The sequence below is a fragment of the Ruegeria sp. HKCCD7303 genome, assembly GCF_013111185.1.
In the GTDB taxonomy this organism is placed as follows: Bacteria; Pseudomonadota; Alphaproteobacteria; order Rhodobacterales; family Rhodobacteraceae; genus Ruegeria.
The window spans coordinates 1-26,502 of sequence record NZ_WVRE01000002.1 but is presented as its reverse complement, the minus strand read 5'-3'; the positions used below and the strand labels follow the sequence as shown (position 1 = coordinate 26,502).

General features: G+C 57.4%; 23 protein-coding genes. 7 read left to right on the top strand and 16 right to left on the bottom strand.

The genetic code is table 11. From position 1 onward, the window contains the following. Positions 1 to 47 precede the first annotated feature (47 nt). Positions 48 to 1,274: an efflux RND transporter periplasmic adaptor subunit gene (locus GS630_RS04715; RefSeq protein WP_171179504.1), complete on the top strand. Its 1,227-nt coding sequence runs from the start codon at positions 48 to 50 to the stop codon at positions 1,272 to 1,274. Beyond that, positions 1,271 to 5,059 (top strand): efflux RND transporter permease subunit, encoded by a 3,789-nt coding sequence (locus GS630_RS04710; RefSeq protein ID WP_171618744.1) that lies wholly within the window; start codon positions 1,271 to 1,273, stop codon positions 5,057 to 5,059. The genes GS630_RS04715 and GS630_RS04710 overlap by 4 nt, the downstream gene beginning before the upstream one ends. A 50-nt stretch (positions 5,060 to 5,109) precedes the next feature. Here GS630_RS04710 and GS630_RS04705 read toward each other — a convergent pair whose 3' ends face one another. The 3 genes from GS630_RS04705 to GS630_RS04695 form a co-directional block, all read right to left on the bottom strand. Continuing rightward, a complete protein-coding gene (locus GS630_RS04705) occupies positions 5,110 to 5,802 on the bottom strand; it encodes a TylF/MycF/NovP-related O-methyltransferase (protein ID WP_171237825.1) in 693 nt (230 codons plus the stop codon). A 99-nt stretch (positions 5,803 to 5,901) separates the two neighbouring features. Then, complete coding sequence (locus tag GS630_RS04700; RefSeq protein ID WP_216599746.1) at positions 5,902 to 7,692, bottom strand: ABC transporter ATP-binding protein/permease; 1,791 nt, start codon at positions 7,690 to 7,692, stop codon at positions 5,902 to 5,904. Positions 7,693 to 7,784: 92 nt separating this feature from the next. Beyond that, complete coding sequence (locus GS630_RS04695) at positions 7,785 to 9,158, bottom strand: LysM peptidoglycan-binding domain-containing protein (protein WP_171618740.1); 1,374 nt, start codon at positions 9,156 to 9,158, stop codon at positions 7,785 to 7,787. A gap of 127 nt (positions 9,159 to 9,285) precedes the next feature. Between GS630_RS04695 and GS630_RS04690 the strand changes: the two genes are divergently transcribed. Next, a complete protein-coding gene (locus tag GS630_RS04690; RefSeq protein ID WP_171234546.1) occupies positions 9,286 to 9,837 on the top strand; it encodes a TIGR00730 family Rossman fold protein in 552 nt (183 codons plus the stop codon). 42 nt (positions 9,838 to 9,879) lie between these two features. On the opposite strand, the gene GS630_RS04685 is transcribed toward GS630_RS04690, so the two are convergent. From GS630_RS04685 to GS630_RS04675, 3 genes are all read right to left on the bottom strand, one after another. Beyond that, the gene (locus GS630_RS04685) at positions 9,880 to 10,341 is read right to left on the bottom strand and encodes a host attachment family protein (RefSeq protein ID WP_171618738.1); all 462 of its coding nucleotides are present in this window, start codon (positions 10,339 to 10,341) and stop codon (positions 9,880 to 9,882) included. 219 nt (positions 10,342 to 10,560) lie between these two features. After that, on the bottom strand, positions 10,561 to 11,439 hold the full coding sequence (locus GS630_RS04680; RefSeq protein WP_171234547.1) for a metallophosphoesterase: 879 nt from the start codon (positions 11,437 to 11,439) through the stop codon (positions 10,561 to 10,563). Positions 11,440 to 11,443: 4 nt separating this feature from the next. Next, a complete protein-coding gene (locus GS630_RS04675; RefSeq protein WP_171618736.1) occupies positions 11,444 to 12,043 on the bottom strand; it encodes a superoxide dismutase in 600 nt (199 codons plus the stop codon). A 100-nt stretch (positions 12,044 to 12,143) separates the two neighbouring features. Here GS630_RS04675 and GS630_RS04670 point away from each other — a divergent pair, with 100 nt between their 5' ends. Further along, entirely contained in the window at positions 12,144 to 12,902 is a 759-nt protein-coding gene (locus tag GS630_RS04670) for an FkbM family methyltransferase (RefSeq protein WP_171179486.1), read from the top strand. 536 nt (positions 12,903 to 13,438) lie between these two features. Here the strand turns inward: GS630_RS04670 and GS630_RS04665 are convergent. From GS630_RS04665 to GS630_RS04650, 4 genes are all read right to left on the bottom strand, one after another. Continuing rightward, positions 13,439 to 14,005: a sarcosine oxidase subunit gamma gene (locus GS630_RS04665; protein WP_171618734.1), complete on the bottom strand. Its 567-nt coding sequence runs from the start codon at positions 14,003 to 14,005 to the stop codon at positions 13,439 to 13,441. Next, complete coding sequence (locus GS630_RS04660; RefSeq protein WP_171618732.1) at positions 13,998 to 17,012, bottom strand: sarcosine oxidase subunit alpha family protein; 3,015 nt, start codon at positions 17,010 to 17,012, stop codon at positions 13,998 to 14,000. The genes GS630_RS04665 and GS630_RS04660 overlap by 8 nt, the downstream gene beginning before the upstream one ends. Before the next feature lie 67 nt (positions 17,013 to 17,079). Continuing rightward, complete coding sequence (locus tag GS630_RS04655; RefSeq protein ID WP_171237855.1) at positions 17,080 to 17,409, bottom strand: sarcosine oxidase subunit delta; 330 nt, start codon at positions 17,407 to 17,409, stop codon at positions 17,080 to 17,082. Between the two features lie 76 nt (positions 17,410 to 17,485). Further along, positions 17,486 to 18,730: a sarcosine oxidase subunit beta family protein gene (locus GS630_RS04650; protein WP_171237832.1), complete on the bottom strand. Its 1,245-nt coding sequence runs from the start codon at positions 18,728 to 18,730 to the stop codon at positions 17,486 to 17,488. 176 nt (positions 18,731 to 18,906) lie between these two features. Between GS630_RS04650 and ccmI the strand changes: the two genes are divergently transcribed. From ccmI to GS630_RS04635, 3 genes are read left to right on the top strand one after another with little or no spacing between them, the layout of a single operon-like run. Beyond that, entirely contained in the window at positions 18,907 to 20,127 is a 1,221-nt protein-coding gene (gene ccmI / locus GS630_RS04645; protein ID WP_171618730.1) for a c-type cytochrome biogenesis protein CcmI, read from the top strand. Next, the gene (ruvX, locus tag GS630_RS04640; RefSeq protein ID WP_171179476.1) at positions 20,124 to 20,588 is read left to right on the top strand and encodes a Holliday junction resolvase RuvX; all 465 of its coding nucleotides are present in this window, start codon (positions 20,124 to 20,126) and stop codon (positions 20,586 to 20,588) included. The genes ccmI and ruvX overlap by 4 nt, the downstream gene beginning before the upstream one ends. A gap of 18 nt (positions 20,589 to 20,606) precedes the next feature. Continuing rightward, positions 20,607 to 20,840 (top strand): DUF1289 domain-containing protein, encoded by a 234-nt coding sequence (locus tag GS630_RS04635; protein WP_171179474.1) that lies wholly within the window; start codon positions 20,607 to 20,609, stop codon positions 20,838 to 20,840. A 4-nt stretch (positions 20,841 to 20,844) separates the two neighbouring features. Here GS630_RS04635 and GS630_RS04630 read toward each other — a convergent pair whose 3' ends face one another. The 6 genes from GS630_RS04630 to GS630_RS04605 form a co-directional block, all read right to left on the bottom strand. Then, the gene (locus GS630_RS04630) at positions 20,845 to 21,045 is read right to left on the bottom strand and encodes a hypothetical protein (RefSeq protein WP_171179472.1); all 201 of its coding nucleotides are present in this window, start codon (positions 21,043 to 21,045) and stop codon (positions 20,845 to 20,847) included. Positions 21,046 to 21,412: 367 nt separating this feature from the next. Beyond that, positions 21,413 to 22,141, bottom strand: a complete 729-nt coding sequence (locus GS630_RS04625; protein WP_171618728.1) for an STAS/SEC14 domain-containing protein — start codon at positions 22,139 to 22,141, stop codon at positions 21,413 to 21,415. A gap of 36 nt (positions 22,142 to 22,177) precedes the next feature. Beyond that, complete coding sequence (locus tag GS630_RS04620; RefSeq protein ID WP_171179468.1) at positions 22,178 to 22,960, bottom strand: hypothetical protein; 783 nt, start codon at positions 22,958 to 22,960, stop codon at positions 22,178 to 22,180. After that, entirely contained in the window at positions 22,957 to 23,781 is an 825-nt protein-coding gene (locus GS630_RS04615; RefSeq protein ID WP_171179467.1) for a sulfite exporter TauE/SafE family protein, read from the bottom strand. Before GS630_RS04615 ends, GS630_RS04620 begins: the two co-directional genes overlap by 4 nt. Before the next feature lie 15 nt (positions 23,782 to 23,796). Continuing rightward, the gene (dusA, locus tag GS630_RS04610) at positions 23,797 to 24,792 is read right to left on the bottom strand and encodes a tRNA dihydrouridine(20/20a) synthase DusA (RefSeq protein ID WP_171618726.1); all 996 of its coding nucleotides are present in this window, start codon (positions 24,790 to 24,792) and stop codon (positions 23,797 to 23,799) included. A gap of 255 nt (positions 24,793 to 25,047) precedes the next feature. Next, positions 25,048 to 26,190 carry a Coenzyme F420 hydrogenase/dehydrogenase, beta subunit C-terminal domain gene (locus GS630_RS04605; RefSeq protein WP_171618724.1) on the bottom strand — a complete coding sequence of 381 codons (1,143 nt, stop codon included), beginning with the start codon at positions 26,188 to 26,190 and terminating at the stop codon, positions 25,048 to 25,050. Positions 26,191 to 26,502 lie beyond the last annotated feature (312 nt).

The window sequence follows — 26,502 nt, the reverse complement described above, 5'->3', positions numbered from 1 at the left end:
GTGAGCGCCTCGCGTTCTTGGGCAAAAAATTCTAGGAGAATCCCCGTATGCGTTTGATTTCATTCATCAACGCCATTCTGGTCATTGTTGCTCTGTATTTTCTTGTATTCGAACGCGATGCGCTGTTTGCCTTCGCGGGGCGTGGCGAAGGCGATGAAACGACGCAAGGTGAGGCCGCCGCTGCGGAAACTTCAGACATCGCGGCAGTGGGTGTTGTCGCCCTGCGTTCGCAAGCCCGCGAGATTGACAGCGCGGTTTTGCTCCGCGGTCAGACCAAAGCAAATCGCCAGGTCGAAGTTCTGTCAGAAACCACTTCGACCGTCATCTCAGAACCCAAGCGCAAAGGTGCCTTTGTCGAGGCAGGTGACATTCTGTGCGAGCTTGACCCCGGCACACGCCCGGCCCAACTGGCCGAAGCTATGGCCGGCAAGCTTGAAGCCGAAAGCCGTATCCCCGAGGCCGAAGCCCGCCTGCAGGAGGCGCATGCGCTGGTGGCAGAGGCCGAGATCAACCTGACCGCATCGCGTAAATTGGCGGAAACAGGCTTTGCCTCGGAAACCCGCCGGATTTCCAGCGAAGCCGCGATGAGCACCGCCAAGGCCGGAGTGAAGTCGGCAGAGGCCGGATTGGAAGCCACCCGTGCCGGGATTGAAGCCGCAACTGCGGCCGTTGAGGCCGCACAGCGCGAGGCCGGTCGCGTGGTCATCACCTCACCTTTCAAGGGTCTGCTGGAAAGCGACACCGCTGAGCTGGGCAGCCTGATGCAGCCCGGATCGCTCTGCGCGACGGTTATTCAGCTGGATCCGATCAAGCTGGTGGGCTTTGTGCCCGAGACCGAGGTCAACCGCGTGGTTGTCGGTTCCGAGGCATCCGCAACTTTGGTCACTGGGCGGCAACTTAATGGGCGGGTGACGTTCCTAAGCCGTTCGGCCGATGAGGCAACGCGGACGTTCGAGGTAGAGATCACTGTCCCCAACCCGGATCTGACCATCCGTGACGGCCAAACCGCAACCATTCAAATCGCCGCCGAAGGCGCCAAGGCGCATCTGCTGCCGCAATCCGCGCTGACGCTCAGCAATGAGGGTCAATTGGGGGTTCGCACGGTGGGCGCAGGCAACATTGTCGACTTCAAGCCAGTCCAAATTCTGCGCGACACTGCAGAAGGTGTCTGGATCGGCGGGCTGCCGGAAACGACTGACATCATCGTAGTCGGGCAAGAGTTTGTGACCCGCGGCGTCACTGTGAAACCCACCTATCGGGAAGCATCACAATGACGGGCGTTGTTGCTTGGGCCGCGCATCGAGCCCGTATGGTCCTGGCGTTTATCGCCATCTCGTTGGTCATCGGCGGGTTTGCCTATGTCTCATTGCCGAAAGAGGGTGAGCCGGATATTGAAATCCCTGCCCTGTTTGTCTCGGTACAGTTTCCCGGCATTTCAGCGGAAGACTCCGAAAATCTTCTGATCAAGCCGATGGAGACCGAACTGGCGGATCTCGATGGCCTCAAGGAAATGACGTCGACCGCCGCCGAAGGCTATGCAGGGGTCGCGCTGGAGTTTGATTTCGGCTGGGACAAAACCGCGATCATGGCCGACGTCCGCGACGCGATGAATTCGGCGCAGGCGGATTTTCCTGAAGGTGCGGAACAGTATTCGCTGACCGAGATCAACTTTTCAGAATTCCCCATCGTCATCGTCAACCTGACCGGCGCAGTTCCTGAACGCACGATGGCCCGCGTTGCCAAAGACTTGCAGGACGAGCTTGAGGCACTGGATTCGGTACTTGAGGCTGGTATCGCGGGCAATCGCGACGAGATGCTCGAGGTGGTCATCGATCCCTTACGGCTTGAGGCATACAACGTCACCGCAGATGAGCTGATCAATGTGGTTCGCAACAACAACCAGTTGATCGCCGCGGGTGAAGTTGAAACCGCGCAGGGTACATTCTCGGTCAAGATCCCGTCATCGTTCAAAACCGCGCAGGACGTTTATGGCTTGCCGATCAAGGTCAATGGCGACCGGGTTGTGACTTTGGGTGAGTTGGCGCAGATCAATTACACCTTCGAAGACCGCGCCGGTACGGCCCGGTTCAACGGTGAACCAACTGTTGCCCTGCAAGTGGTAAAGCGTAAGGGCTTCAACCTGATCGATACTGTTGCTCAGGTCAAAGAGACCATCGAGCAAGCGAAAACAAAGTGGCCACCTGAACTTCAGGCCGCCGTCGATCTGGGCACGTCCAACGACCAGAGCCGCATCGTGGGTTCGATGGTCAGCCAGTTGGAAGGCTCGGTTCTGACCGCGATTGCACTGGTGATGATCGTAGTGCTGGCCTCGCTGGGCACGCGGGCTGCGTTGTTGGTGGGTTTCGCGATCCCCACCTCATTCCTTCTGTGTTTTGCTTTCCTGGCGGTTATGGGCGTCAGCATTTCGAATATCGTGATGTTCGGTCTTATTCTGGCGGTCGGTATGCTGGTGGACGGTGCCATCGTCGTCGTGGAATATGCCGATAAACGCATCAAGCAGGGCGTCGGACCGATGCACGCCTATGTTGAGGCGGCGCAGCGCATGTTCTGGCCCATCGTGTCGTCGACTGCGACAACGCTTTGCGCATTCCTGCCCATGCTGTTTTGGCCCGGCGTACCGGGTGAGTTCATGGGTATGCTGCCCGTCACGCTGATCTTTGTTTTGTCGGCGTCGCTGATCGTGGCGCTGATTTACCTGCCGGTCATGGGCGGTGTGTCAGGGCGGCTAAGCCGCGTCTTCGACCGCTCGTCGATCTGGTTGCGCGCGCGCACGCCGTGGTGGCTGCGGGCTGTGCTGGTGCCTCCTTCGCTGTACATGATCTTTCTGGGCGCGATGCAGACCCTGAACCCGGATTACCTGCTACCCGGCGGTTCAATTGCTGGTGCGCTTCTGTTCCTGTTCGGGGCCTTTGCAGGATCCGTGACCCTGAGCGCTGCCAGGATCGAACGCAAAGTGGAAGAGCGCGTTCACACAGCCGATGAACACACCCCATTTGGCCATGTGGTCAAGTTCCTCGTTGGCAATCCGATCATGCCTATCGTGTCGTTGGCCGCAGTGTTCTTTGCCGTCTACACCGTTGCCTTCGTCTGGTTCCCGCAGGAATCCAGAGGCGTCGAATTTTTCGTGGAAAGCGAACCGGAACAAGCCACCGCCTATGTCCGCGCGCGGGGAAACATCTCGCTTGCGGAAAAAGATGGCATGGTCTTGGCGGCAGAGGATGTGATCGCAGCCCACCCTGCCGTCATCAACGTGTTTTCTTTCGCGGGCGAAGGCGGTCTGAACCAGAACAACGGGGGCGCTCAGGAACCTGCCGATACAGTGGGCCGTGTTCAGTTCGAGATCATTCCTTGGGAAGACCGTCCCAACGTCTCGGAATCTGTTCTGTGGGGCCTGTTTGATCGTCACTTTGTTGCGCCTGAATTTGACGGTGACTTCGTGATTGACGAACTCAACGCGCAACTGGCTGAGATCCCCGGCATCGTTGTCGAGATCCTGCCGTTGGAACAAGGCCCGGCCTCGGCAAAGCCCGTGCATCTGCGCATAAAGGGTGATGGGTGGGAGGATCTGACCTCGGCGACGCTCACCGCGCGCGAGGTTTTCGACACCACGCCGGGACTGATCAAGATCGAAGACACCCTTCCCTTGCCCGGCATCGACTGGCAAATCGATGTGGATGTCGCCAAGGCCGGTCGGTTCGGAGCTGACGTGGCCACGGTTGGAGCCATGGTGCAGTTGGTGACACGCGGTATTCTGCTGGGCGAGATGCGCCCGGACAGCAACGATGAAGAGATTGAAATTCGCGTGCGCCTGCCAGAAGAAGATCGCGTGCTATCAACTTTGGACACGCTCAAGGTCCGCACTCCGGATGGTTTGGTGCCACTGTCGAATTTCGTAAGTCGTAAGCCGGTGGCCAAACTGGCCGAGATCAACCGGGTTGACCAACAACGCTACTACGACGTCAAAGCCGACGTTGAACCAGGTTTGAGCAAGGTTACGACCGAAGGCCCCGATGGTGAACTCATCCGTCTTGCCGTGGTTCGGGAAGTTGCTGAAGGCTATACCCCCACCAGCACGGTCCTGAACGGCGGTGGCGGAAAGTCCTACGAATTGGTTCAATTGACCGGCGCCGATAGCGTGGATCAACTCATCAGCACGGTTGAGGGCGGAGACGCACAGTTCGCGTTGATCAACCCAAATGAACGGATTGCTGTTCTGACCGAATGGCTGGAAACGGGTCCGTTTTCCAATTCTATCAGTTGGGAATGGACCGGAGATCAGGAAGAACAGGCGGAATCCGGTGCCTTTCTGGTGAACGCCTTCATGGGCGCGCTGGGGCTCATGTTCGTGATCCTGCTCGCGCAGTTCAACTCGTTCTACAATTCGGTGCTGGTGTTGCTGGCGGTAATCCTATCAACCACTGGCGTTCTGATCGGTATGATCGTGATGGAACAACCCTTCTCGATCATCATGACCGGCACAGGCATCGTGGCTTTGGCGGGGATCGTGGTGAACAACAACATCGTTCTGATCGATACCTATCAAGAATACAGCACGTACATGCCTCGGATCGAGGCGATCATTCGAACCGCAGAATCGCGCATTCGTCCGGTTCTGCTGACCACCCTCACGACAATGGCAGGTCTGACGCCCATGATGTTCGGTCTTTCGCTGGATTTCATCAATGGCGGCTATTCCATCGACAGCCCGACTGCCTTGTGGTGGAAACAGCTGGCGACAGCGGTGGTCTTTGGTCTGGGTATTGCGACGGTTCTTACACTTATCGTGACGCCTTCCCTTTTGGCGTTGCGGGTTTGGGTGACAACTTATGCCGTGTGGCTCAGCCGCTTGCTGGCGCGAGTAACTGCGGGCCGATCAAGCCAGATTGCACAGGACATGGCCATTGGACGCTCTGCCCGTCAAATGCAAGCAACCGAGATTGTGTGGGAGGATACAGACACTACCCCATCTTCCGAAAACCCGGATGCGGATACTTCAGAACCACACCCACCGGGGCACCCCCTGAAGGCTGCGGAATGAGAAAAGGCGCGCCCGTCGGCGCGCCTTTTTCAAAGGTGATGCCCCATGGTTCAGATTTTCGTTCCAATAACACCGCCGTTTGAAAGCCCAAAAAAGAACGGGCGCTTAAACCCGGATGTTTTGAAAAACTCATCCGTTGCCTTGCGCGCGCCCTTCCAGTGCCCGTAGTCGTCAATGATGACGATACCGCCGGGGGACAGGCGCGCGTACAAGGTTTCCAGCTCAAGCTTGGTTGAATCGTGCCAATCCGTGTCCAGCCGAAGCACCGAGATCGTTTCAGGCAGGTTGGCCTCATCTTTCAGCGTCTCCAACACATCACCCTTCCGGTAGACGAACATGTCAGGGTTCAGATCAAAGGCCGCAACATTGGACTGGACATCTTCCAGCGAAGCCATGCACCAGGTCGAACCTTCTTCTGTCTTTTGACGCTCGAATTCTACAATCGCAGTCTCACCGTTCGGTCCGATATCCTCGGCAGTCGGTTCCGTCATGCCGGCAAAAGTATCAAACAAATGGCAAGTTCGCACATCATTACGTTGCATGAAAACACGGGCAGCAATGATGACGTTCCCCCCACGCCAAACTCCACACTCGACGAAATCACCTGGTATCTTTTGGTCCACCACATGCGCCGCAGCATGTGCGGTGGCAAAGGCACTTTGGCGGCCGACCATGGTCAGATGTTCTCGGCACACCCGGCGCACGGTTCTGATCTCGGGCCGAGCAAGTTCCGATCCTTCCATTACTCCTCCTGTCTGCTTTTTCAGACCTATCCGTTTTGCGTTGATCAGCTTCAAACCTGACCCGACCGGAATGCGCCACCCTCAAAAGTAAAAAACCGGTTAGGATGCCAAGGCGTCAGCTTGTTGACGGCTCCAAAGCTGGGCATAACGGCGCCCCCGAGCTAGCAACTCGTCATGCTTACCCTGTTCGATGATCTCTCCCGCCTCCAGAACCACAATCTGATCGGCCTCGGCGATGGTGCTGAGACGATGCGCGATGGTGATCACCGTCCGCCCCTCACCCGCGCGTGCCAGCGCATCTTTGATGTCCTGCTCAGTATCCGTATCCAGCGCCGAGGTCGCCTCGTCCAGCAACAGGATCGGTGGGTTCTTCAGCAAGGTACGTGCAATCCCGACACGTTGCTTTTCACCACCCGAAAGCTTCAGGCCACGCTCGCCCACTTTGGTGTCATACCCTTCGGGTAGTGAGTAAATGAAGTCGTGAATCTGTGCCGCCTTGGCTGCTGCTTCGACCTCGTCCATGGTGGCACCATCGCGGCCATAGGCAATGTTGTAGCGGATCGTGTCGTTGAACAGCACCGTGTCTTGCGGCACGACACCGATGGCGGCATGTAGGCTGGTCTGGGTCACGTCGCGAATGTCCTGACCATCGATCTTCAACGCCCCTTTGGTCACGTCGTAGAACCGGAACAAGAGCCGCCCGATGGTCGATTTACCCGACCCTGTCGCCCCCACAATGGCCACGGTTTTTCCAGCCGGGACAGTCAGGGACACGCCTTTGAGGATTTCACGCTCGGGATCATAGCCAAAGTGCACGTCCTCAAGCGTGACTTCGCCGCCATTTACCTTCAGGTTCGGCGCGCAGGCTTTGTCTGTAACTTCGGCGGGTTGTTCAAGCAGGTCGAACATTTGACCCATATCGACCAAGGACTGCCGGATTTCCCGATAGACCGTCCCAAGGAAGTTCAGCGGCACTGTGATCTGGATCATGTAGGCGTTGACCATGACGAAATCGCCGACGGTCAGGTTGCCGTTCTGCACACCCATTGCGGCCAGAACCATCACCCCAATAAGACCGCAGGTGATCAGGAACGATTGTCCAAAGTTCAGAAATGCCAATGAATAGGCCGTCTTCAACGCAGCCCCTGCATAGGCTTTCATCGACACGTCATACCGTTCAGCTTCACGGGTTTCGGCGTTGAAATATTTGACGGTTTCGAAGTTCAGCAAGCTGTCGATGGCGCGCTGGTTGGCCTCGGTGTCCTGATCGTTCATCTCACGCCGCAGCTTCACGCGCCATTCGGTCACGGCAAAAGTAAACCAGATGTACAGACCAATCGTGACCGCGACGACAACCAGATACCAGACATCAAACAGCCACATCAGGATGATGGCGACCAGCATCAGCTCCAGAATAAGCGGCCCGATCGAGAACAGCAGGAACCGCAGCAGGAACTCAACCCCTTTGACGCCCCGTTCGATGATACGGCTCAGCCCGCCAGTACGGCGCGTGACGTGATAGCGCATCGACAGGTTGTGGATGTGCTGAAACGTCTCAAGCGCCAGCGCCCTCAACGCGCGTTGTCCGACGGGGGCAAAGGCGGCATCCCGCAATTGCTGAAAGCCCACCGTCATCATTCGCGCCACACCATAGGCCACAGTCAATCCAACTGCGCCCAGCGCCAATGGCGGCACACCCTCGCCTGCCAGCGCGTCAACAGCGCCCTTATACAAAATGGGTGTATAAACCGCAATCAGCTTGGCCAGAACAAGCATACCCATGGCGATGACGACGCGACGCTTTACCCAAGGTTCGTCGTCGGGCCATAGATATGGGGCAACCTTGCGGATCGTCCGCCAGCCCGAGCTGCGTTCGTTATCCGACACCATGTCATCTGAAGTCCTAGGAGATGTGCGTCTCATCACGTGCCTTGTCTGCGGTCAGAGTTAGACCTCTGCCCATAAAAGGCCAGAAGGGCTGATTATTCCGGGATTGTAAAGATTTGCCCGGGATAGATCAGATCCGGATCGCGGATCAAGTCACGATTGGCTTCGAACAGCCGCACATATAAGACCCCGTCGCCAAATCGATCACGTGAGATGGCCCACAACGTGTCGCCCTGCTGCACCGTGACAGACCGGATTGCAGGGGTCGCTTGAGGCGTATCTGCCTGAGCCGTGCCCGTTGCAGCCTGAAGAACGTCAAGTGGTTCGCGTTTGAACGGAGTTTCGACCCTGCTAAGGACCGTCCCATCCGTGTTTACCGCATCTACCCGAAGCGTGTAGACGCCTGGGTCAATTCCCTCCAGATCGCTGCGCCAGGATCCATCTTGTTCCGGGGCAAGATCCGCGACCAGACGATTGTTCAGGTACAACCGAATGGCGGCCCCATCCTGAACGCGCCCTGTCAGCTGCACATCGCCCGTTTCGGAATATCCGATCGTGTCCAGTGCGACCTGCTCGGGTGGGGTATCCCGCACGACCGGGGGCTGCACCAGCTCAACGCCCTCTTCGCCAGATCGCAGCACGGCGACCTGCTGATCCTGCTGTGGGGTTTCATCGGTCAGTTCAGCAGTTTCAACTGTCTCGGCCTCGGGCTCTGACGTTTCAGGTTCCGAAACGTCAGCCTCAGCATGAGAATCCGGCTGAACCTCTTCGATTGCAGCCACCTGCTCCTGCGTGTCCTGGGATGGGATCTGCTCGGCTTCGGGCGCTGTTTCGGCAACAGGTTCTTCTTCGATTGGTTTGGGCAAAGCGGCAATCAGATAGTCGTCGGATCGCGTTGCTTGCGCCCCGTCCGTGCTTTGCAACACAAGTCCCTGCGCGGTGTCGCTGAAGGGGATCGTCACAAATTCAGCAAACTGACCGCTGCCATCCACGGTAAAAGAATGTGCGACTTCGCCGTTCAGCAGAACTTCTATCTGACTGCCGGGTGCTGCGTCACCCGAAAGAAGCGCGGTGCCGTCAGTTTCTACAAAAATCTGATCCAGGACTGGAGGCGCGACCGGCGCAGGCGCAGCCACTTCCCCTGCAACTTCGGCGGCCTCCGTTTCAGCAGGTTCTTCCGCTTGCTCCGCCAGGTCTTCAGCAGGTGCGGGTGTTTCGTCTGACGACGCAGTATCCGGATTGGACGGCTCTGCGGCAGTAACGTCTTCCGCTTCTTTCGGTGCCTCATCTGCTGGCTCTGAGATTGCTGGAACGGAAGCAGTTTCCTGCGGTGTGCTTGCGTCAGGTTCCGGTGCGTTGGTGAAGACGCCCGACAGGTACAAGCCACCTGCACCCAATACTGCAACAAGCCCTGCAATCACCCCCCAGATGAAATTGCCCGAGCTTTCGTTTCCCGAATTGGCGTTCATTCTTTTCCTTTCACTCCGCGCTGCAAAAGCTTTTCGTTCAAAAGCTTTCCGGCGGACAGTTGAGGCAATCTATCAATCCCGCTATCACGGGTCAAAACCTCTGACACAACCCCGGAGCCCTTCTTTCATGTCTCAGAAATCAGTGTGTGTGTATTGCGGGTCACGCAATGGTGCCGAGAAGTCTTATTCTGAAACTGCAAGGCACTTCGGCACGCTGCTGGCGCAGGAAGGCTGGCGGCTGGTTTATGGTGCTGGGGATGTGGGTTTGATGGGAGAAGTGGCCCGCGCCTCGCAAAATGCCGGAGGCGAAACCTTTGGCGTCATCCCCGTTCATCTGGTTCAGCGGGAAGTCGGCAAAACCGATCTGACCCACTTTGTGATCACCGAGACGATGCACGAGCGCAAGAAGGTCATGATCATGAACGCCGACGCGGTGGTCGTTCTGCCCGGAGGGCCGGGCTCATTGGATGAATTGTTCGAAGCCCTCACTTGGCGTCAGTTGGGACTGCACGACAAGCCCATCGTCGTGGTGAACGTGAATGGCTATTGGGATGCGTTGCAGACGCTGTTGGGTCAGGTGATCGGACAAGGCTTTGCCGACGCGTCGCTGGCAGATTTCATCACATGGGTAGAAGATGCAGATGCCGCCATGGTCACCTTGCGGAACAAGCTGAACTGACACCAGAAACGGTGCGGCCGGCAAAACCGCCCGCCTTGTTGATCAGGCCAAACGCGCCTTGTGTTGCAAACTGTGGCGCACGACCTGCTCAACCTTATGCAAAGGGTGGTTGGTCAGGGTCTTGTTGACCTCGGCCACGACTTTTCCCAGCACTTCACTGTGCAACCGGCGGCGCAGCAGACCCAGAACATGAGGGCTGGCTACCAGTACCAATCGATTATTTGCCCCTTTCAACCCCTTGCGATTCAGCAAATTCGCCAAATCCTGCACGAACAGAGATTTTGCATGGGTCTTCCACGTTGGGTCCTCAAGGGCCGATTTCTGCTTTGGTCCGCCGTCATTTCGGCGACCAGCGCGGTCAGTCGGCTTTGAGGCTGGGTTGTCCTGTTCCTCGACAGCGACAACAACAAGATTGGGATCGTCAGCATCGGTGATGTTCTCCATCACCAGCGCTTTCTCTCCATCTGCAACAATAACCCAAGTTCCCTGTGTAAGTGCGACCATTGCGATCTCCTGTTAAGGTTGTTCTCTGGGTATCCCTCGACCTGACGGGCGTACGGGTTTGTTTACGCACCAGTGATGCGTAGCCCGGTCGTTGTTTGAATTGGTTTGCGGTTCTCTCCCTCCGCCCTACAAAGATGTGTTCTGTAGCGAAGCAAACAAGATGTGGTTGTACGGAAATGAAACCCATCGGCGGGTTTTCACCGGCGGCTCATCAATCTTTTAGGCCGACATTTCGACAACGGTGATTTCCGGTGTCACACCAAAACGCACCGGCAGGATCGAACATCCGATACCGCCCGACACCACCAGATCACGCGCACCTTCGCGCACATGGCCGTAAGCATACCGATTGCCGAATTTCGACGGCACAACAGGTGACCACCCAAACAGGCGCACTTGGCCGCCATGTGTATGCCCCGAAAGGGTCAAGGCCACCCGGTCTGGCACTTGAGGGAAAACATCTGGCTCATGTGCCATCATCACAACTGGAGCATCGTCGGTGATCTGCGCCAAAGTTCCTTCCAGATCATCAAGCCCTTTTGGTTTACCGTTGCGCCAGATCGCCAGTTGATCCTCAAGCCCCGCCAGCCAGATGCCAGGGCTTTCGAGTTTCACGGCGGTGTTAGACAAAACCGAAATGCCGTTCTGTTCCAGAATCTCGGTATAGCGATTGGGTCCTGCCCCACGGCGCTGTGCTGGCTTGTCATCCCACCAGTCGTGATTGCCCAGCACGGCAAAGACACCGTTCTTTGCCTCTAGCCCCGCCAATACAGGTGCCAGATCCTGCATCTCGACGGTTTCAGAGACCCCTTTGTGGCTTGCGAAGAAATCGCCCAGCAGCAGGACAACATCAGGTGCCAATGCGTTTGTACGGCGCACAACCTGCCTTATGCGATCCAGACCAACATAGGGCTCACCCACGTGCAAATCCGACAGCACCGCAATCTTGAGCGGTGGTGCGGTCCAATCGTCCCGACGCACGCGCCATTTACGCACGCGCAGCCGCACTGCGGGTTCGATGAAAAACCCGTAGGCTGACGTGATGAGACCTGCCAGCGTTACCGCCAGCAGGCCCTTTATAAACCGACGTCGGTTCAATTCATTACATCCGCGATGCGACGTTTTCCCAGTTCACCAGATTGTCGAGGAAGTTCGACAGGTATGCCGGGCGTTTGTTGCGGAAGTCGATGTAGTACGAGTGCTCCCACACGTCGCAACCCAGCAGTGCGGTCTGACCGAAGCACAGCGGGTTTACGCCGTTTTCTGTCTTGGTCACGGCCATCGATCCGTCGGCGTTCTTGACAAGCCACGCCCAGCCCGAGCCGAACTGACCGGCACCAGCCGCGCTGAACTGCGACTTGAATTCGTCAACCGAGCCAAAGCTTTCGGTCAGCGCTTTTTCCAGCTCACCGGGCATCGCGTTGTCGCCAGGGCCCATCATTTCCCAGAACTGGTTGTGGTTCCACAGCTGGCTGATGTTGTTAAAGATGCCGTTCTGCGCAACTGCGTTTGCGTCATAGGTGCCAACGATGATCTCTTCCAGCGACTTGCCGTCCCATTCGGTGCCGGCGATCAGCTTGTTGCCGTTGTCGACATAGGCTTTGTGGTGCAGGTCGTGGTGATATTCCAACGTTTCCGCGGACATACCCTTGGCTGCCAGCGCGTCATGTGCATAAGGAAGATCAGGAAGTTCAAAAGCCATGTCGGCCCCCTGTTAAATAAAAGTTGCGGTTCCCAACGGTTAAATGCTGTGGCAGCCGCCGCAGGTCAAGGGGCGAGACGATAAAACCCGGAGGTCCGCGATGCTGACACAGGCGCGCAAGATGTTTTACCGCGCCCGCGGATACTATGAAGGTTCGTTGAACGGCGAGCCATTTCGCCTAGACCCCTACCATTCGAAATTCTGGCGCAAAGCCTCTGCTGGCGCTTGGGAACCGGAAACCTTTGCGGTGCTGGATCAGTTCCTTTCCCAAGATAGCGATTATCTGGACATCGGGGCTTGGATCGGTCCCACGGTCCTATATGGCGCGCGAAAAGCGCGGCATGTGTGGTGCTTCGAACCCGACCCCACAGCGTACCGGCATCTGGCTTGGAATCTGGATCTGAATGGCATTCAAAATGTCTCGGCCTTGGGCGTTGCCTTGTCTGACAAATTTGGCGTGGCCCGCATGGCGTCCGTTCGGGGCGAGCCGGGGGATTCCACCAGTTCGCTTCTGCATGACGGAGCGCATGGCTCTGATGCATTGACCATCGCGTGGGACCAATTCGCAACCGCAAACGATCTGTCCGGCGTGTCGTTGGTTAAGATGGATATCGAGGGGGCAGAGTTCTTTGTCTTACCAACCCTCGCACCGTGGCTCAAAGAACATCGCCCCGCCCTGTTTTTGTCGCTGCATGCTCCATTGCTGCCCGAGGCTGAAAGACGCGACCGGGTGGCCGGATTGTTGGAGGCGCTGGATTTTTACCCCTCTCTCTCGGATGACAAGATGCAACCGCTGAAACCGGCGGAGCTTTTGAAGCCAGAGGGGTTAAGCCGGTATCGTACAATCCTTTTGCAATAAAGAAACGCCGGGGCCGGTATTCTATAAACTTCAACGAATAGATCTTGCCTCTTCTGGGTGTATCGGGGTGCTTGCACCCACCTGAATTCAATAAATAAATCATTGTAATAAAATATTTTTATTGAAGTTTTCTGCGCTGGTACTTGTACAAACAGGAGCAGCCGAAACGGTTATATGCTTATGTAAGATGACAAAACAGGACGCCCACCGCTGGATCGCGCCAGAGTACAGGTTCAAGATTGATACAGCACAAGCGTCTTCACTAGCAGCCAGCTCTTACCGGGAATGAGAGGCGGCACAATTTTAAGATCGAGGCGCGAAAGGCTATCGTGTTGTCTGGCACTTGGACCAAACCATGGCTGCAGGCGGAAACGTTCGTGTTCGCTCTCAGGCAAACCTTAAACCTTCCGATAAGTCCGTTACTGTGCGCATGGCCTTTTTGCAGGGTAACTTTGCGAACAAGCCATCCGGCGTTGGCATCTGCAGTGTTCAAAGCTAAGAAAAGCCCCGGGTGATCCGGGGCTTTCTACTTTCTATCAGTAAACGCCGACTTCGCTGCCCGGCTGCGCGGCAACCTTAAGCAACTTAAAGACGTAGTCCGCAGCGGAACGGAAGCACACAACGCGGAAGGTCTGATCGTCGTCCATCCAGAATGCGCCAGCCACCTGCGCAAGGCGCGAACGGCGGATCTGGCCGGGTTGGAATGCCTCTGCCGACAGCTCAACCGGAGCCAGCTTGCCCAACACTTCACGCGCGCTGGCACCCGAGATGCTGAATACCGCACGCGCATCCGAGACGTTGACCGCCAGAGCATGCGTGCCGCTGAGCGCGTTGGTCATTGCCGCCAGTTTGGCCTCGACCTCGGCGTAAGGCACCAGCACCAGCAATTCATCGGTGGACATCCAAGCCACGCCGGTGTCGCCAGTGAACGAAGCCTCACGCTGACCGGGCACCTTCTGTCCGGTTGCATCCTTGACGGCTTTGGCCAGAACCTTGTCGGACAGATCACCGCGCAGTGTGATCATGCCTTGCAGGCCACATTCCGCGATCTTGGCGATGCCGTCATAGCTGGCGTGGTTCAGTGCGCTGATGGGTTCAGACATTCTGCTTCTCCCCTTCCTTGTCGAAGAAGATCGGGTCCACGATCTTGGCTTTGTAGGTTTTACCGTCGGTGCCCGGGAATTCGACAATCTCACCCATGCGATCCGGACCGTGCTTGATCAGGCCCATGGCGATGCCTTTGCCCAGATTGGCCGAGTAATAGGTCGAGGTCACGCGCCCGATCATGTTGCGCTGACCATTGGCGTTGACGCCCTCGCCCACCGCATAGGCACCGTCGGGAATGACAGAACCATCCACAGTCTCAAGACCGACCAGTTTCCAACGCTCTGGATCGGCCATATGGGTACGCGAATGGGCCCGTTTGCCCAGGTAATCCTCTTTCTTTTTCGACAAGGCCCAATGCAGCCCAAGATCCTGTGGGATCACGGTGCCGTCGGTCTCGTCACCGATCATGATAAAGCCCTTTTCGGCCCGCAGGATGTGCAGACATTCGGTGCCGTACGGCATCACTCCGAATTCTTTACCTGCCGCCATCAAGGCATCCCAGAACGCCTGACCTTGGCTTGCCGGAACGGCGATCTCATAAGACAGCTCACCCGAGAACGAGATGCGGTACGCGCGGCAATCGAAGTCACCGATCTTGCCGTCGCGCCATTCCATGAACGGCAGCGCCTCTTTGCTGACATCCATGCCGCCCAGCTTCTCAAGCACCTTGCGCGCGTTCGGGCCAACCACCGCAACCTGAGCGTATTGTTCGGTCACGTTGGCGACATAGACCTTCCAGTCCCACCATTCGGTCTGCAGCCACTCTTCCATGTGACCATGGATACGCTCGGCCCCGCCGGTGGTGGTGTGGCACAGCCACGTATCCTCATCGATGCGGGCAACAACACCATCGTCGATCAGGAAGCCGTTTTCCGAACACATCAGGCCATAGCGGCATTTGCCGACCTTCAGCGTGGACATCATGTTGGTGTACATCATGTCCAGGAACTTACCCGCGTCCGGCCCTTTGACGATCAGTTTGCCCAGCGTCGAGGCATCCAGCAATCCGAGGTTTTCGCGGGTGTTCTTCACCTCGCGGTTCACCGCGTCATGCACGGATTCGCCGGGACGGACATAGGCATACGTCCGGCGCCAATGACCCACCGGTTCCCAATCGGCACCGTTTTTGTCGTGCCAGTTGTGCATCGGAGTCTGACGGATCGGCTGGAACACTTCACCCCGCGCCTCGCCACCGATCGCACCCATCGAAATGGGCGTATAGGGCGGACGGAAGGTGGTGGTGCCGACTTTGGGGATCTCAGATTCAAGTGCATCAGCAAGGATCGCCAGGCCGTTGATATTGCTCAATTTACCCTGATCAGTCGCCATGCCCAGCGTGGTGTAACGCTTGGTGTGCTCGACGCTTTCATACCCTTCGCGCGCCGCCAACTGAACGTCGGACACTTTGACGTCGTTCTGGAAGTCCAGCCAGGATTTCATGCGCAGTTGGATTTCAGCATTGGCAGGCATCAGCCAAACAGCTTCCATCGGTGCCTCGGCAGTGGTTTCACCAACCGGGGCTTTGGTGCGTTTGGGCGTATGACCAACGGCCTTGCCCGCGGCTTTGCCCGCTGCGTCTGCATCTTTCAGAACATCTGCCAGAGCCAACGGACCATTGGAGCTGCCGGCAGCAATAACAAAGCCTTCACCATCGGCACCCAGCGGCGGGCGGTCGGGATCGGGGCGGAAATGCGCGTGCGCCTCGTCCCAGATCAGTTTGCCGCCGCAGTGCGACCACATATGCACAACCGGAGACCAGCCGCCCGACATGGCGACCGCATCGGCTTCGACCTCCTCGCGCGCGCCGCCGACACCCTCTTGGTTACAGATGGCAACCTTTTTGACGCGTTTGCCGCCCTTGACCTTCGCGATGGCCTTGCCGGGATCAACGCGGATACCAAGGTCCCGCGCTTCTTGCGCCAGAGGGCCCGCAGATGCACGGGCGTCAACCACGCGCAGAACATCAACACCGGCCTGTTTCATCTGGATCGCAGTGCGGTATGCGTCGTCATTATTGGTGGCAACAATCACACGTTCACCGGGTGTTACGCCCCAGTTCACAACATAATCGCGCATCGCCGAAGCCAGCATCACGCCCGGCACATCGTTACCCGCGAATGACAACGGACGCTCAATTGCGCCGGTGGCGGTGACAACCTGTTTGGCCCGGATACGCCACAACCGATGACGCGGGCCTTGCACGCCCGGAGTGTGGTCCGTCAGACGCTCATATCCCAGCACGTAACCGTGGTCATAGACGCCTGCCCCCATGCAGCGCGCGCGCATGGTCACGTTGTCCATTGTTTCGAGTTCGGAAACCAATTGTTCCACGAACTTATCCACAGGCTCGCCATTCACCGTACCGCCGTCAACCGGAGCGCGACCACCCCAATGCGCGGTCTGCTCGATCAGCAGAACCTTGGCACCGGATTGCGCGGCCGTTTTCGCTGCTTGCAGCCCAGCTACACCACCGCCAATCACCAGCACATCGGTAAAGGCATAGAAGTGTTCATAGGTGTCCGCGTCCTTGGTTTCCTTGTCGGGCGCTTTGCCCAGACCGGCAGATTGGCGGATGAAGGGCTCGTAGACGTGTTTCCAGAACGGCTTCGGATGGATGAACGTTTTGTAGTAGAAACCAGCCGGCAGGAACCGCGCCAGCGCTGTATTCACTGCACCGATGTCAAAATCGAGGTTCGGCCAGTGGTTTTGAGAGATTGCAGTCAAGCCGTTGAACAGCTCGGTCGTGGTGGCGCGCTGGTTCGGCTCGAACCGGGCACCCTGCCCCAGACCAACCAGCGCGTTCGGCTCTTCCGCACCGCTGGCGACGACGCCGCGCGGACGGTGGTACTTGAACGACCGGCCCATCATCATCTGATCGTTGGCCAGCAGGGCCGAAGCGAGCGTGTCGCCGTCGTAGCCCTGCATCGAAGTGCCGTTGAACGTAAACGTGACCTTTTTCGACCGGTCAATCAGCCGGCCTTGTTTTGCGAGACGGGTGCTCATTTTGCGGACCTTTCGCAGGTGGAGGCATCAAAGCCTCCGGCGGGAGTATTTTTGAAAAGATGAAGCATCAGGAGAACTCTCTCCACGTCCAGTCAGGACGTTTGGCTGTGATGGCATCCTTGATCTCTTTCGGCGGCTCGGTGACCTGTGCGGAATAAGTGCCGAACACCTCAAGCGTCTGCGTGCAGCGCGCGGCGTGGAACCACTTGCCGCAACCATTGGCATGACGCCAGCGTTCGAAATGCACCCCTTTGGGGTTTTCACGCATGAAAAGGTAGTCGTGGAATTCATCATCCGACGAGCCGGGGCCAAAACGCTTCAGATGCGCTTCGCCACCAGCGGCCAGTTCGGTTTCTTCGGCGTCAACGCCGCAGTAAGGGCAGTTCAGGATCAGCATGTTGTCATCCTTTTGGCGGTCGGTCGGCATCGAAGCCGACCTGAATTCTGTTACTTGGCGACCTTGGGCAGACCCATTAGTGCGCCACCCCGGCGGCGACGCTTTCGTCGATGAAGCGGCCCTCTTTGAAGCGATCCAGAGTAAAGGCTTCGGTCAGCGGCGAATGACCTGTGGCCATCAGCTGTGCCATGCCCCAGCCCGATCCCGGGATCGCCTTGAAGCCGCCAGTACCCCAACCACAGTTGATGAAGCAGCCACCCAGCGGTGTCTTGGACAAAATCGGGGACCGGTCGCCGGTCATATCCACGATCCCACCCCATTGCCGCAGCATTTTCAGGCGTGAGATCATCGGGAAGGTTTCGACCAGCGCGCGCACGGTTTCCTCGATGTGATGGAACGATCCGCGCTGGGTAAAGTTGTTGAACCCGTCGGTGCCGCCACCAATCACCATCTCACCCTTGTCGGACTGAGACATATAACCGTGCACGGTGTTCGCCATTACGACCACATCCATGCAAGGCTTGATCGGTTCGGATACCAGAGCCTGCAATGCAATCGCTTCAAGCGGCAGACGGAAGCCCGCCATTTCGGCCAGTTGACCAGAGTGGCCGGCAACGACGATGCCCAGCTTGTCACAATCAATGGCACCTTTGGTGGTATCTACGCCTACGACCCGCCCGTTATCCGAGCGCACGCCTGTGACTTCACATTGCTGAATGATATCCATCCCCATGGCAGAACAGGCACGGGCATAGCCCCAGGCCACAGCATCGTGACGCGCGGTGCCGCCGCGTTCCTGCCACAACGCGCCCAGAACCGGATAGCGCGGACCCTCCAGATTGATGATCGGCACCAGTTCCTTGACGCGCTCGGGGGTGATCCATTCGGTCTTCACACCCTGCAGAGCATTGGCATGGGCCGTGCGCTGATAACCGCGAATCTCGTGCTGTGTCTGCGCCAGCATCATCACACCGCGCGGGCTGAACATGATGTTATAGTTCAGGTCCTGGCTCAGGTCCTCATAAAGCCCCCGCGCTTTTTCGTACAGCGCAGCCGATGGATCCTGCAGATAGTTCGAACGGATAATGGTGGTATTCCGGCCCGTGTTACCACCACCCAGCCAGCCTTTTTCGATCACCGCGACATTCTGTATGCCGTAGTTCTTTCCAAGGTAGTACGCGGTCGCTAGACCGTGCCCGCCAGCACCTATGATGATGACGTCATATTTCTTCTTGGGTTCGGGCGAACGCCAGGCGCGTTCCCATCCGGTGTGATAGCGCAGAGCTTCCCGCGCCACAGCAAAGGCTGAATAGTGTTTCATGTGCGAATCCATCCGGTTCGGTGATTGGGCGCAGATATGCCGTGTGTGCGCAGTTTACCCCTGCCGCGCAACGCCGCAATATCGCACTATTGCGACATGTCGCTCATTCGCGGCCATTTGTCCCTTTTGTCGGGCGGCCCGTGGGTCTAAGTCAGGGCAACATCTTCGGAGGGACCATGACGTTCTGGGTTCTGATTTTTATTGTCGCACTCCTGATTGCGGCATTCCTTTGCTTCGCTCTGCTGCGCAATCGCAGTGGGGAGAAACCTTCAGCCGCTTATGATCTGGAGGTTTATCGCGAACAATTGGCCGGGGTCGACAAAGACCTGGCGCGCGGTGTGATTGGCGAGGCAGACGCCGAACGGGTCCGAACCGAGATTTCCCGTCGCATTCTGGCCGCCGACGAACAAATGAAAAAGGGCAACGCCGAATCTGGGCCTTCGCGAGCCGTTTCCATCATCTCGGTGGTCGTGATTGCGCTTATCCTGATCGGTGGTGCGACGGCACTGTATGATCGGACCGGTGCCGTGGGTTTGCCCGACATGCCATTGACCGCAAGGCTGGAGCTTGCGGAAGAGGTTCGCGCCAACCGTCCGCCCCAAAACGCCGCAGAACAGCTGGCGACCCCACCGCAACCTGCGCAGTTGGACGAAAGCTATGAAGCGCTTTTGAATCAGTTGCGGGAAACGGTCGCCAACCGTCCGGATGACCTGCAGGGGCAAATGCTGCTGGCACAGCACGAGACCAACGCTGGCAACTTCAAGGCAGGATATACCGCGCAGCAACGCGTGATTGAACTGTCCGGGGACGCAGCAACGGCCGACGCTTACGCTGACCTTGCCGAGATGATGATCCTCGCGGCGGGCGGCTATGTTTCGCCAGAGGCTGAACAGGCCCTGACCGAAGCGTTGAACCGGGACCGTCGCCATGGTCCGGCGCGTTACTACTGGGGGCAGATGTTGGCTCAGGTCGGTCGCCCGGACCTGGCCTATCGCATGTGGGTGCAAACCTTACAGGATTCCCCAAGCGGCGCGCCCTGGGTCGGTGCCATTCGGGCGCAGATCGATGAACTGGCCTTTCGAGCAGGTGTTTTCAATGCACCAGACCTCAGCACCGCGGCCGGCCCCAGTCAGGAAGATATGGCCGCCGCGGCGGAATTGACGCCCGAAGAACGGCAAGAGATGATTCAGGGGATGGTGAACCAGCTGTCAGACCGTCTGGCCACCGAAGGCGGCGCGCCCGAGGAATGGGCACGTCTGATTGCAGCTTTGGGTGTTCTGGGTCAGGGTCAAAGGGCCATCGATATTCACAAAGAGGCCATGCAAGTCTTTGCCGGGAATTCCGAAGCACTTGAAATCCTCGACGCAGCCGCGTTGCAGGCAGGGATTGCCCAATGATCCACGATGCGTTCGAGGACTTCGCTGCAGCGTTGCCGCCGATGACAGCACTGATGGGTCTGGATCTTGGTGAAAAGACAATCGGCGTTGCCGTGTCCGACCGGATGCGCGGGGTTGCCAGTCCGCTGGAAACCGTACGGCGCAAAAAATTTACCTTGGATTCCGCGCGTTTGATCGAGATTGTGACCGATCGTGAAATCGGTGGTATCTTACTGGGACTGCCGAAAAACATGGATGGGTCTGAGGGGCCGCGCTGCCAGTCGACACGGGCTTTTGCGCGAAATCTGTCCCGTTTGACCGATCTGCCCATTGGATTCTGGGACGAACGGCTCAGCACGGTTGCGGCAGAAAAAGCACTGCTGGAGGCGGATACGACACGAAAACGTCGCGGACAGGTTATTGATCACGTAGCCGCAGGTTATATCTTGCAAGGGGCGCTGGACAGGTTGCGCTTTTTGTAACGAGGTCGGAGACCGTCAATGACGAATATGGTGTGGAAACGGAATGAGGTCGAAAGCCCTTGCGTCCAGATCTGTGTCGTTCACCCGACTGAACGCATCTGCACCGGATGCTATCGCACGATTGACGAAATCACGCGCTGGTCCAAGATGGACAGCTCTGAGCGTGCAGAAATCATGGATGACTTGCCCGCGCGCAAACCCCGGCTTGCCAAACGGCGCGGCGGACGTGCGGGTCGCTTAAACGACTCCTGAGCAGTTAGCCCAGCTTATCTCGCGCGTCGATTTGCGCATGTCCGGCCAGCTTCGAAACAGGTTTATGCAATTCTTTGCAGAGCAGAACCGTCATCTCGGATCGCGTCGCCCGGTCATGTCGAACAGTTTCACTTTTTGGTTTCACACGCCGATTGTCAGACGCGGCGCGGCTTAACAGCTTTCCAAACAGAGCATTCAATTTCATCTTGTTATTCCCGCTAAATAACATTTCTGCCGCTGCGGATCGAAAGCGAGCTCCGAGGGGTTCTAGCTCGCGTCTTATGTAAGTGGTGACCCGCAGCGACAAAGTGTGGCTAAAGGTGTTTCCAACGAAAATTAGGGGGAAAACACTCAGGTCCAGATCGTATTTGACGCACCCGTCAGTAAAAACCCATAAACGCCTGAAGTTCCCTCACGTCATTATTAGGCGTTCAGGTCTGAGCAAAACGCAAATAACAAGTGTGCACTTTGCAACCCAACCATTGTTGGCGAATCATCATGAATTTCGCGAGCGCGATGCAGCGATCAATGCCCTGGGGATTGATCGCCGCCACCTTAAGCACACTGCGGGCTTATCCGGCAGCCAGCCAGGTTTTTGCGTTGTCGAACTCTTCAGACGGGAAAAACTGAGTCCGAGTGCCAAGAACATGACTGGCGACTTTTTGGGCCATATGCTGCCAGCTTTTGTCGCCAACAATCGCAGCTCGGTCCAACTGACCGATATGGCGACTGGCCAGCCGGAAATGCGCCGCTAACGCAGACAGTCCCTGCCATCCATCGAATTCCCGCAGGTCGATCAGCAAGCGAAACCCGTCGCGGTCCTGAAGCAAGCCATCCAGATCACGCTCTGCCTGCTGGTATTCCTCGGGGTCCAGTTTACCCAAAAGGCTGATCTGCACACCCGGCCCGCCCAAGTCGGTCACATGGATCGAGCCCAGCGACTCGCGCATCCAACGCCGGGCGGCTTCCAGATCAGCCAGATCAAACAATTGCACGGGACACGGCAGGATCGGGGCGGCCAGACGAACGCTGGTTTTCACCCAGCCCTGATCGGCAACTACTGCGATCCGGTCGAAGCCACGCCAATGACTGAGCCCCAGCTTGGTATCCGACCATGCAGCGCCCAGATCATACCCTTTGAATTCAGGCTGCACGATGGCCAGTAGACGCACCGTATCATTTTCGGTCAACGCGGCCTCGATCGCAGGAACCAAGGTGTTTGTGTAGTCGGCGCTTGTGACTTGCCCTGAAAACTCGACTTCAATCAGGGCACCATCAGAATTCGTATGGACCTTAATCATACCTCAAAACCTCCAAAGCCAAATAATGACAGAAGGTTAGGCAGTTTTGATCCATTCGGCCACACCCCCGGTACATTCCGGTCGAAAATAGGCGATCATCCGTCCATCTGGTCCGGCTGTGGCCGCGTCAGCCCAGGGCGCAACACCATGCAGACAATGGCGGTGTAACAGGTAAGCTTCCCCCGGTACGGCAGGCAATTCGATCCTCGGGCAGGTCTCAAAAACCTCGCGTCGCGCGGCTTGGTAGATATCCGTCACATCTACTTCATGCAGAGCCTCGTCTGGTGTGCCACGCAACGCATCCCTGAAGGCAGAACCAAGAATATGATGGCTGCCTTCCCACAGCACCATGGGTGACGCATCCGCGCTGGCCTCGGTCAGGGGAATGCCCAATATCCACGCATGTGGCTCATCCACACGCCGACGACGATCCGGGCCCATTGGGCGCAAACCGTCCACATGGGCAGCATCCCTATTCCGGCGATACCGAGTGGCGGCTTCGTTTTCCCAACGCCGCGGGCGTGGGTAGCCCGGATAGATGACCGAAACCTGCCCTTTGTGCAGAGGTAAATCACCATAGTGTTCGCGAATGAACGACAGGGCCAGTCCGGTCAAAGGCCCAGACGACCCGACCCTGCCCTGCGGGTCATTGGGTAATGCATCCACGCCGATGAACCATGTTCCTTCACAATCCAACCATTCTGCATGTTCCGGGTCCGAAGTTGACGCCCGTGCGGCGGGCAACGCGTGACCAATCCATTCGGCAAGCGTTGGATCAAAAGGAAACTTGACCCAGCCCTTGGTCCAGAAATCACTCATAGCCCAACCGCCTTGCGCAGCATGTTTAGTGCAACCAGCGTCAGAAATACCGCAAAGACCCGCTTCAAGGGTTTCGGATCCATCGCATGGGCCAGTTTCACCCCCCAGGGCGCAGTCATCATTGTCATGGCAACAACGACCCCGAAAGCCACAAGATTGACCGCTCCGATGGTGAGCGGAGGCCGATGCTCGGGAGCGATTTCAAGAAACAGAAAACCGATAACAGACGGCACGGCAATGATCACACCAAAGCCTGCCGCTGTTGCGACGGCACGGTGGATCGGGGTGTTATAAAGGCTCATCAGCGGAACACCAAAACTGCCACCCCCGATCCCCATCAGAACCGAAAGAAAGCCTACCATGGGCGACAGAACTGCCCTTTTGATCCCCCCCGGCATAACATCGCCCAGTCGCCATTCAGCACGGCCCAGCCCAAGATACGCGCCAATCACCATACCCAGAACGCCAAACAAAGCCTGCAGGGCCTCGGTCCGCAGGGCGGAGGCGACCATAACGCCAACTATTGCGCCAACGACGATACCCGGTCCCCATCCACGCAGAATGTCCCAATCAACGGCACCCTTTTTGTTATGCGCCATAACTGAACGAACCGATGTCACAATGATCGTGGCAAGCGATGTCGCCAAACACAGCTGCATCAGTTGCGGGCCGCCATATCCGAGGGTTTGGAAGGCATAAAAGAACGCGGGGACAAGAACGATACCTCCGCCGACCCCAAGCAACCCTGCCAGAACGCCAGCCAGCGCTCCGATCACAAGCAAAAGGCCCAGCATCTGAGCCAGCAACATCGTCTCGGGCATTGTTCCCCCTGCCTGTTAAGCCTCTGCCATCGGCGCAATGTGGTCCAACGCCTGCAACATCACTTCGGGCCCTGCCCCCTTGTGCACGGCCCCTTCTGACAAGGCGCGCCGCCATGCACGGGCCCCGGGGCGGCCTGCAAAGAGACCGAGCATATGGCGCGTGATCTGGTGCAACCGCCCGCCTTTGGCAAGATGCTTATCAATATAGGGCACCATTTGTTGAACGATCGCAATCGGATCTCGTGCATCTCCGATGCCAAAGATGCGCGGGTCAGCCTCTGACAGAATATCTCCGGGCTGGTGGTACGCGGCCCGTCCGATCATCACCCCATCCAGGCCTGCATCCAGATGAGCCTTCGCCGCGTCCAATGAAGCGATACCGCCATTGATCGAGATATGAAGGTCTGAAAACGTCGCCTTCATCCGGTGCACCAGATCATAGTCTAACGGAGGAATATCCCGGTTTTCCTTGGGGCTCAGCCCCTGCAACCAAGCCTTGCGTGCGTGGATTGTCACCCTCTGACAGCCCGCGTTACGGATCTGGTCCAGAAATGCAGGCAGCACATCGTCAGGGTTTTGATCGTCAACCCCGATGCGGCACTTGACCGTAACGTCAACATCCACAGCCGCGCACATCGCGGACACGCACTCGGCAACACGGCCCGGATCTTTCATCAGAACCGCCCCAAACGTGCCCGATTGCACCCGGTCCGATGGGCAACCGCAATTGAGATTGATCTCATCATATCCAGCCTCGGCCCCCAGCCGTGCGGCCTGCGCCAGTTCATCCGGGTCCGAACCGCCAAGCTGCAATGCCACCGGATGTTCCTCTGGCGAATACTCCAACAGGTGCATCGCCCCGCCTCGTACAAGCGCCGGCGCTGTCACCATTTCGGTGTACAACAAGGTCTCGGTGCTGAGCAGTCGATGGAAAAAGCGACAGTGTCGATCTGTCCAATCCATCATGGGTGCCACGCTTAAACGCGCTGCTTTTTGTGCGTTGTTTTTCAAAGCGCCAGCTCCACAGCTCTAAACTCCATTGCGTGCGATATCCCCGGTTTTAGCCGTATCTCCTCGGGTTTTCCAAAGATCACGATTCGAGCGTTCTTGGGGTGTAACACATCACGGCGGCGCGAACAGCACGCCGAAGGCACTGTGCGAGAAGCCAACGTCTCGTGACTGTCGTGGTCATACCAGACGTGACCGTCTCAAACCGGTTTGCGGTGCCTATGATCACAAAAGGCCAGCAGAGAAAAACGTATATTTTTAACCGTTTACCCTCAAAGCGCGCTCGAATGCTCCTCGTTCCTGAGCGGTGTTTTCCTCTCTGGTGTTTTGATCGGAAAGCTCTTCCAGGCGCAGACCGAAGGTCGCCGGCGTTAGTTGACCAGCCCGGTTCAGCCCTTTGAATCGGGCATGCATAAACCGCTTTTTAGATACCTGATGCGGCTGCGTGTTACTCATGTAGTCAACATCAACCTGTCCTCCGGCGGCCAAAAACCCGTCCGCAAGTGCTGCTTGTAAAAGCGCTTCGCCACGCTGCGTGCGGGTAATCACTGAATTGGTACCAGGATCCGTTACTGACCCTTCTCGGTCCGGCGTGGCATTGGGCCAGGTGTCAGCGGCCGCAATATCTGCGGCCTCGCCAATACCATCGGGACAAATCTTGCAGCGAAAAGGCAATGACCATTTGCTTTCGTCTTCGCCCCAAAAATCAAGATAATGAAAATCGCGACGTCGACCGTCATTTGTAGTGATTGTCGTTGGGCCCGGACACCCACGACCTCGGTACCGCAAAGCGTTGATGTCCTGCTTGGGGATGTCGTTGTCCGACAAAAAGCGGTTCATGGCCTGATCGGGCATAAAGCCGCCGCAGACCGGGGCCAGCATATACTTGATCAAGCGATTCACACGCGCATCCTTGTGCGCAAGATTGCGTATAGCGTTCAGATCACACGGCTTTGCAACAACGGCAAAGGGTTCGTTCCGGTCCAAAGCCGCAACCAGTCCAATCAGCGGTGCCGTCGGACCATAGCGAGACCCTGCCCCGCTCAAAACCTCTTCCATCGTTGTCGAAAACGTGGCCTCGCCAAAAGTCGGCTCTTGTTCCGAGGCTTTCACATGCAAGATGAACGAGACCCGCCCTGAGTGTAGCAGGTATTGCGCCAGCGCGGTTAAGACACCTGCGGTAGAGCCCTCGTACCGCGTGTTGGCATCAGCCGCCCAAGCCAGAGACAGGCTGTGGTAATGTCCCCAGACCAGGTCATCAAAGGGGGCGGCATTCGCTTCTTCGGATGGGATCGCCTCGCAACGCGTACCAGGGCAAACGTCGTAGACAAGGTCAACATCCGCCCGTGTCAGCTCGCCTCGAAGCTGCGGGCGCAGTTCTCCGTCCTGCGCCTTTGCCATATGCAGTTTTGCTGACCCAAGCACAGATTGGCAAAGACCGCAGCCAATGCACAATCCGTCCTTCAAAATCTTTGAAAAGCGTGTGTTGGGGTCCATGTTCTTCACTCAAAATCACCCCGGGCTGTAACGGCACCGTTCCGGCAGTTGGGTTTACATTGGACGATTGGGCCCCAAAAAGCCTTCAAGGCAGGTACAGCCATCACCAACCCTCTCCCCAACTGCCCGAAATCAACCCCATTTGCTCAAGCTTCAGGATCACCTGATGAGCGCAGTTGTCGACTTCGACATTTTCGGTTTCGACGCTCAGTTCAG

Coding starts and splice junctions, on each gene's coding strand:
- GS630_RS04715 (WP_171179504.1), top strand. CDS start 48: ATGCGTTTGATTTCATTCATCAACGCCATTCTGGTCATTGTTGCTCTG.
- GS630_RS04710 (WP_171618744.1), top strand. CDS start 1,271: ATGACGGGCGTTGTTGCTTGGGCCGCGCATCGAGCCCGTATGGTCCTG.
- GS630_RS04705 (WP_171237825.1), bottom strand. CDS start 5,802: ATGGAAGGATCGGAACTTGCTCGGCCCGAGATCAGAACCGTGCGCCGG.
- GS630_RS04700 (WP_216599746.1), bottom strand. CDS start 7,692: ATGGTGTCGGATAACGAACGCAGCTCGGGCTGGCGGACGATCCGCAAG.
- GS630_RS04695 (WP_171618740.1), bottom strand. CDS start 9,158: ATGAACGCCAATTCGGGAAACGAAAGCTCGGGCAATTTCATCTGGGGG.
- GS630_RS04690 (WP_171234546.1), top strand. CDS start 9,286: ATGTCTCAGAAATCAGTGTGTGTGTATTGCGGGTCACGCAATGGTGCC.
- GS630_RS04685 (WP_171618738.1), bottom strand. CDS start 10,341: ATGGTCGCACTTACACAGGGAACTTGGGTTATTGTTGCAGATGGAGAG.
- GS630_RS04675 (WP_171618736.1), bottom strand. CDS start 12,043: ATGGCTTTTGAACTTCCTGATCTTCCTTATGCACATGACGCGCTGGCA.
- GS630_RS04670 (WP_171179486.1), top strand. CDS start 12,144: ATGCTGACACAGGCGCGCAAGATGTTTTACCGCGCCCGCGGATACTAT.
- GS630_RS04665 (WP_171618734.1), bottom strand. CDS start 14,005: ATGTCTGAACCCATCAGCGCACTGAACCACGCCAGCTATGACGGCATC.
- GS630_RS04660 (WP_171618732.1), bottom strand. CDS start 17,012: ATGAGCACCCGTCTCGCAAAACAAGGCCGGCTGATTGACCGGTCGAAA.
- GS630_RS04655 (WP_171237855.1), bottom strand. CDS start 17,409: ATGCTGATCCTGAACTGCCCTTACTGCGGCGTTGACGCCGAAGAAACC.
- GS630_RS04650 (WP_171237832.1), bottom strand. CDS start 18,730: ATGAAACACTATTCAGCCTTTGCTGTGGCGCGGGAAGCTCTGCGCTAT.
- ccmI (WP_171618730.1), top strand. CDS start 18,907: ATGACGTTCTGGGTTCTGATTTTTATTGTCGCACTCCTGATTGCGGCA.
- ruvX (WP_171179476.1), top strand. CDS start 20,124: ATGATCCACGATGCGTTCGAGGACTTCGCTGCAGCGTTGCCGCCGATG.
- GS630_RS04635 (WP_171179474.1), top strand. CDS start 20,607: ATGACGAATATGGTGTGGAAACGGAATGAGGTCGAAAGCCCTTGCGTC.
- GS630_RS04630 (WP_171179472.1), bottom strand. CDS start 21,045: ATGAAATTGAATGCTCTGTTTGGAAAGCTGTTAAGCCGCGCCGCGTCT.
- GS630_RS04625 (WP_171618728.1), bottom strand. CDS start 22,141: ATGATTAAGGTCCATACGAATTCTGATGGTGCCCTGATTGAAGTCGAG.
- GS630_RS04620 (WP_171179468.1), bottom strand. CDS start 22,960: ATGAGTGATTTCTGGACCAAGGGCTGGGTCAAGTTTCCTTTTGATCCA.
- GS630_RS04615 (WP_171179467.1), bottom strand. CDS start 23,781: ATGCCCGAGACGATGTTGCTGGCTCAGATGCTGGGCCTTTTGCTTGTG.
- GS630_RS04605 (WP_171618724.1), bottom strand. CDS start 26,190: ATGGCAAAGGCGCAGGACGGAGAACTGCGCCCGCAGCTTCGAGGCGAG.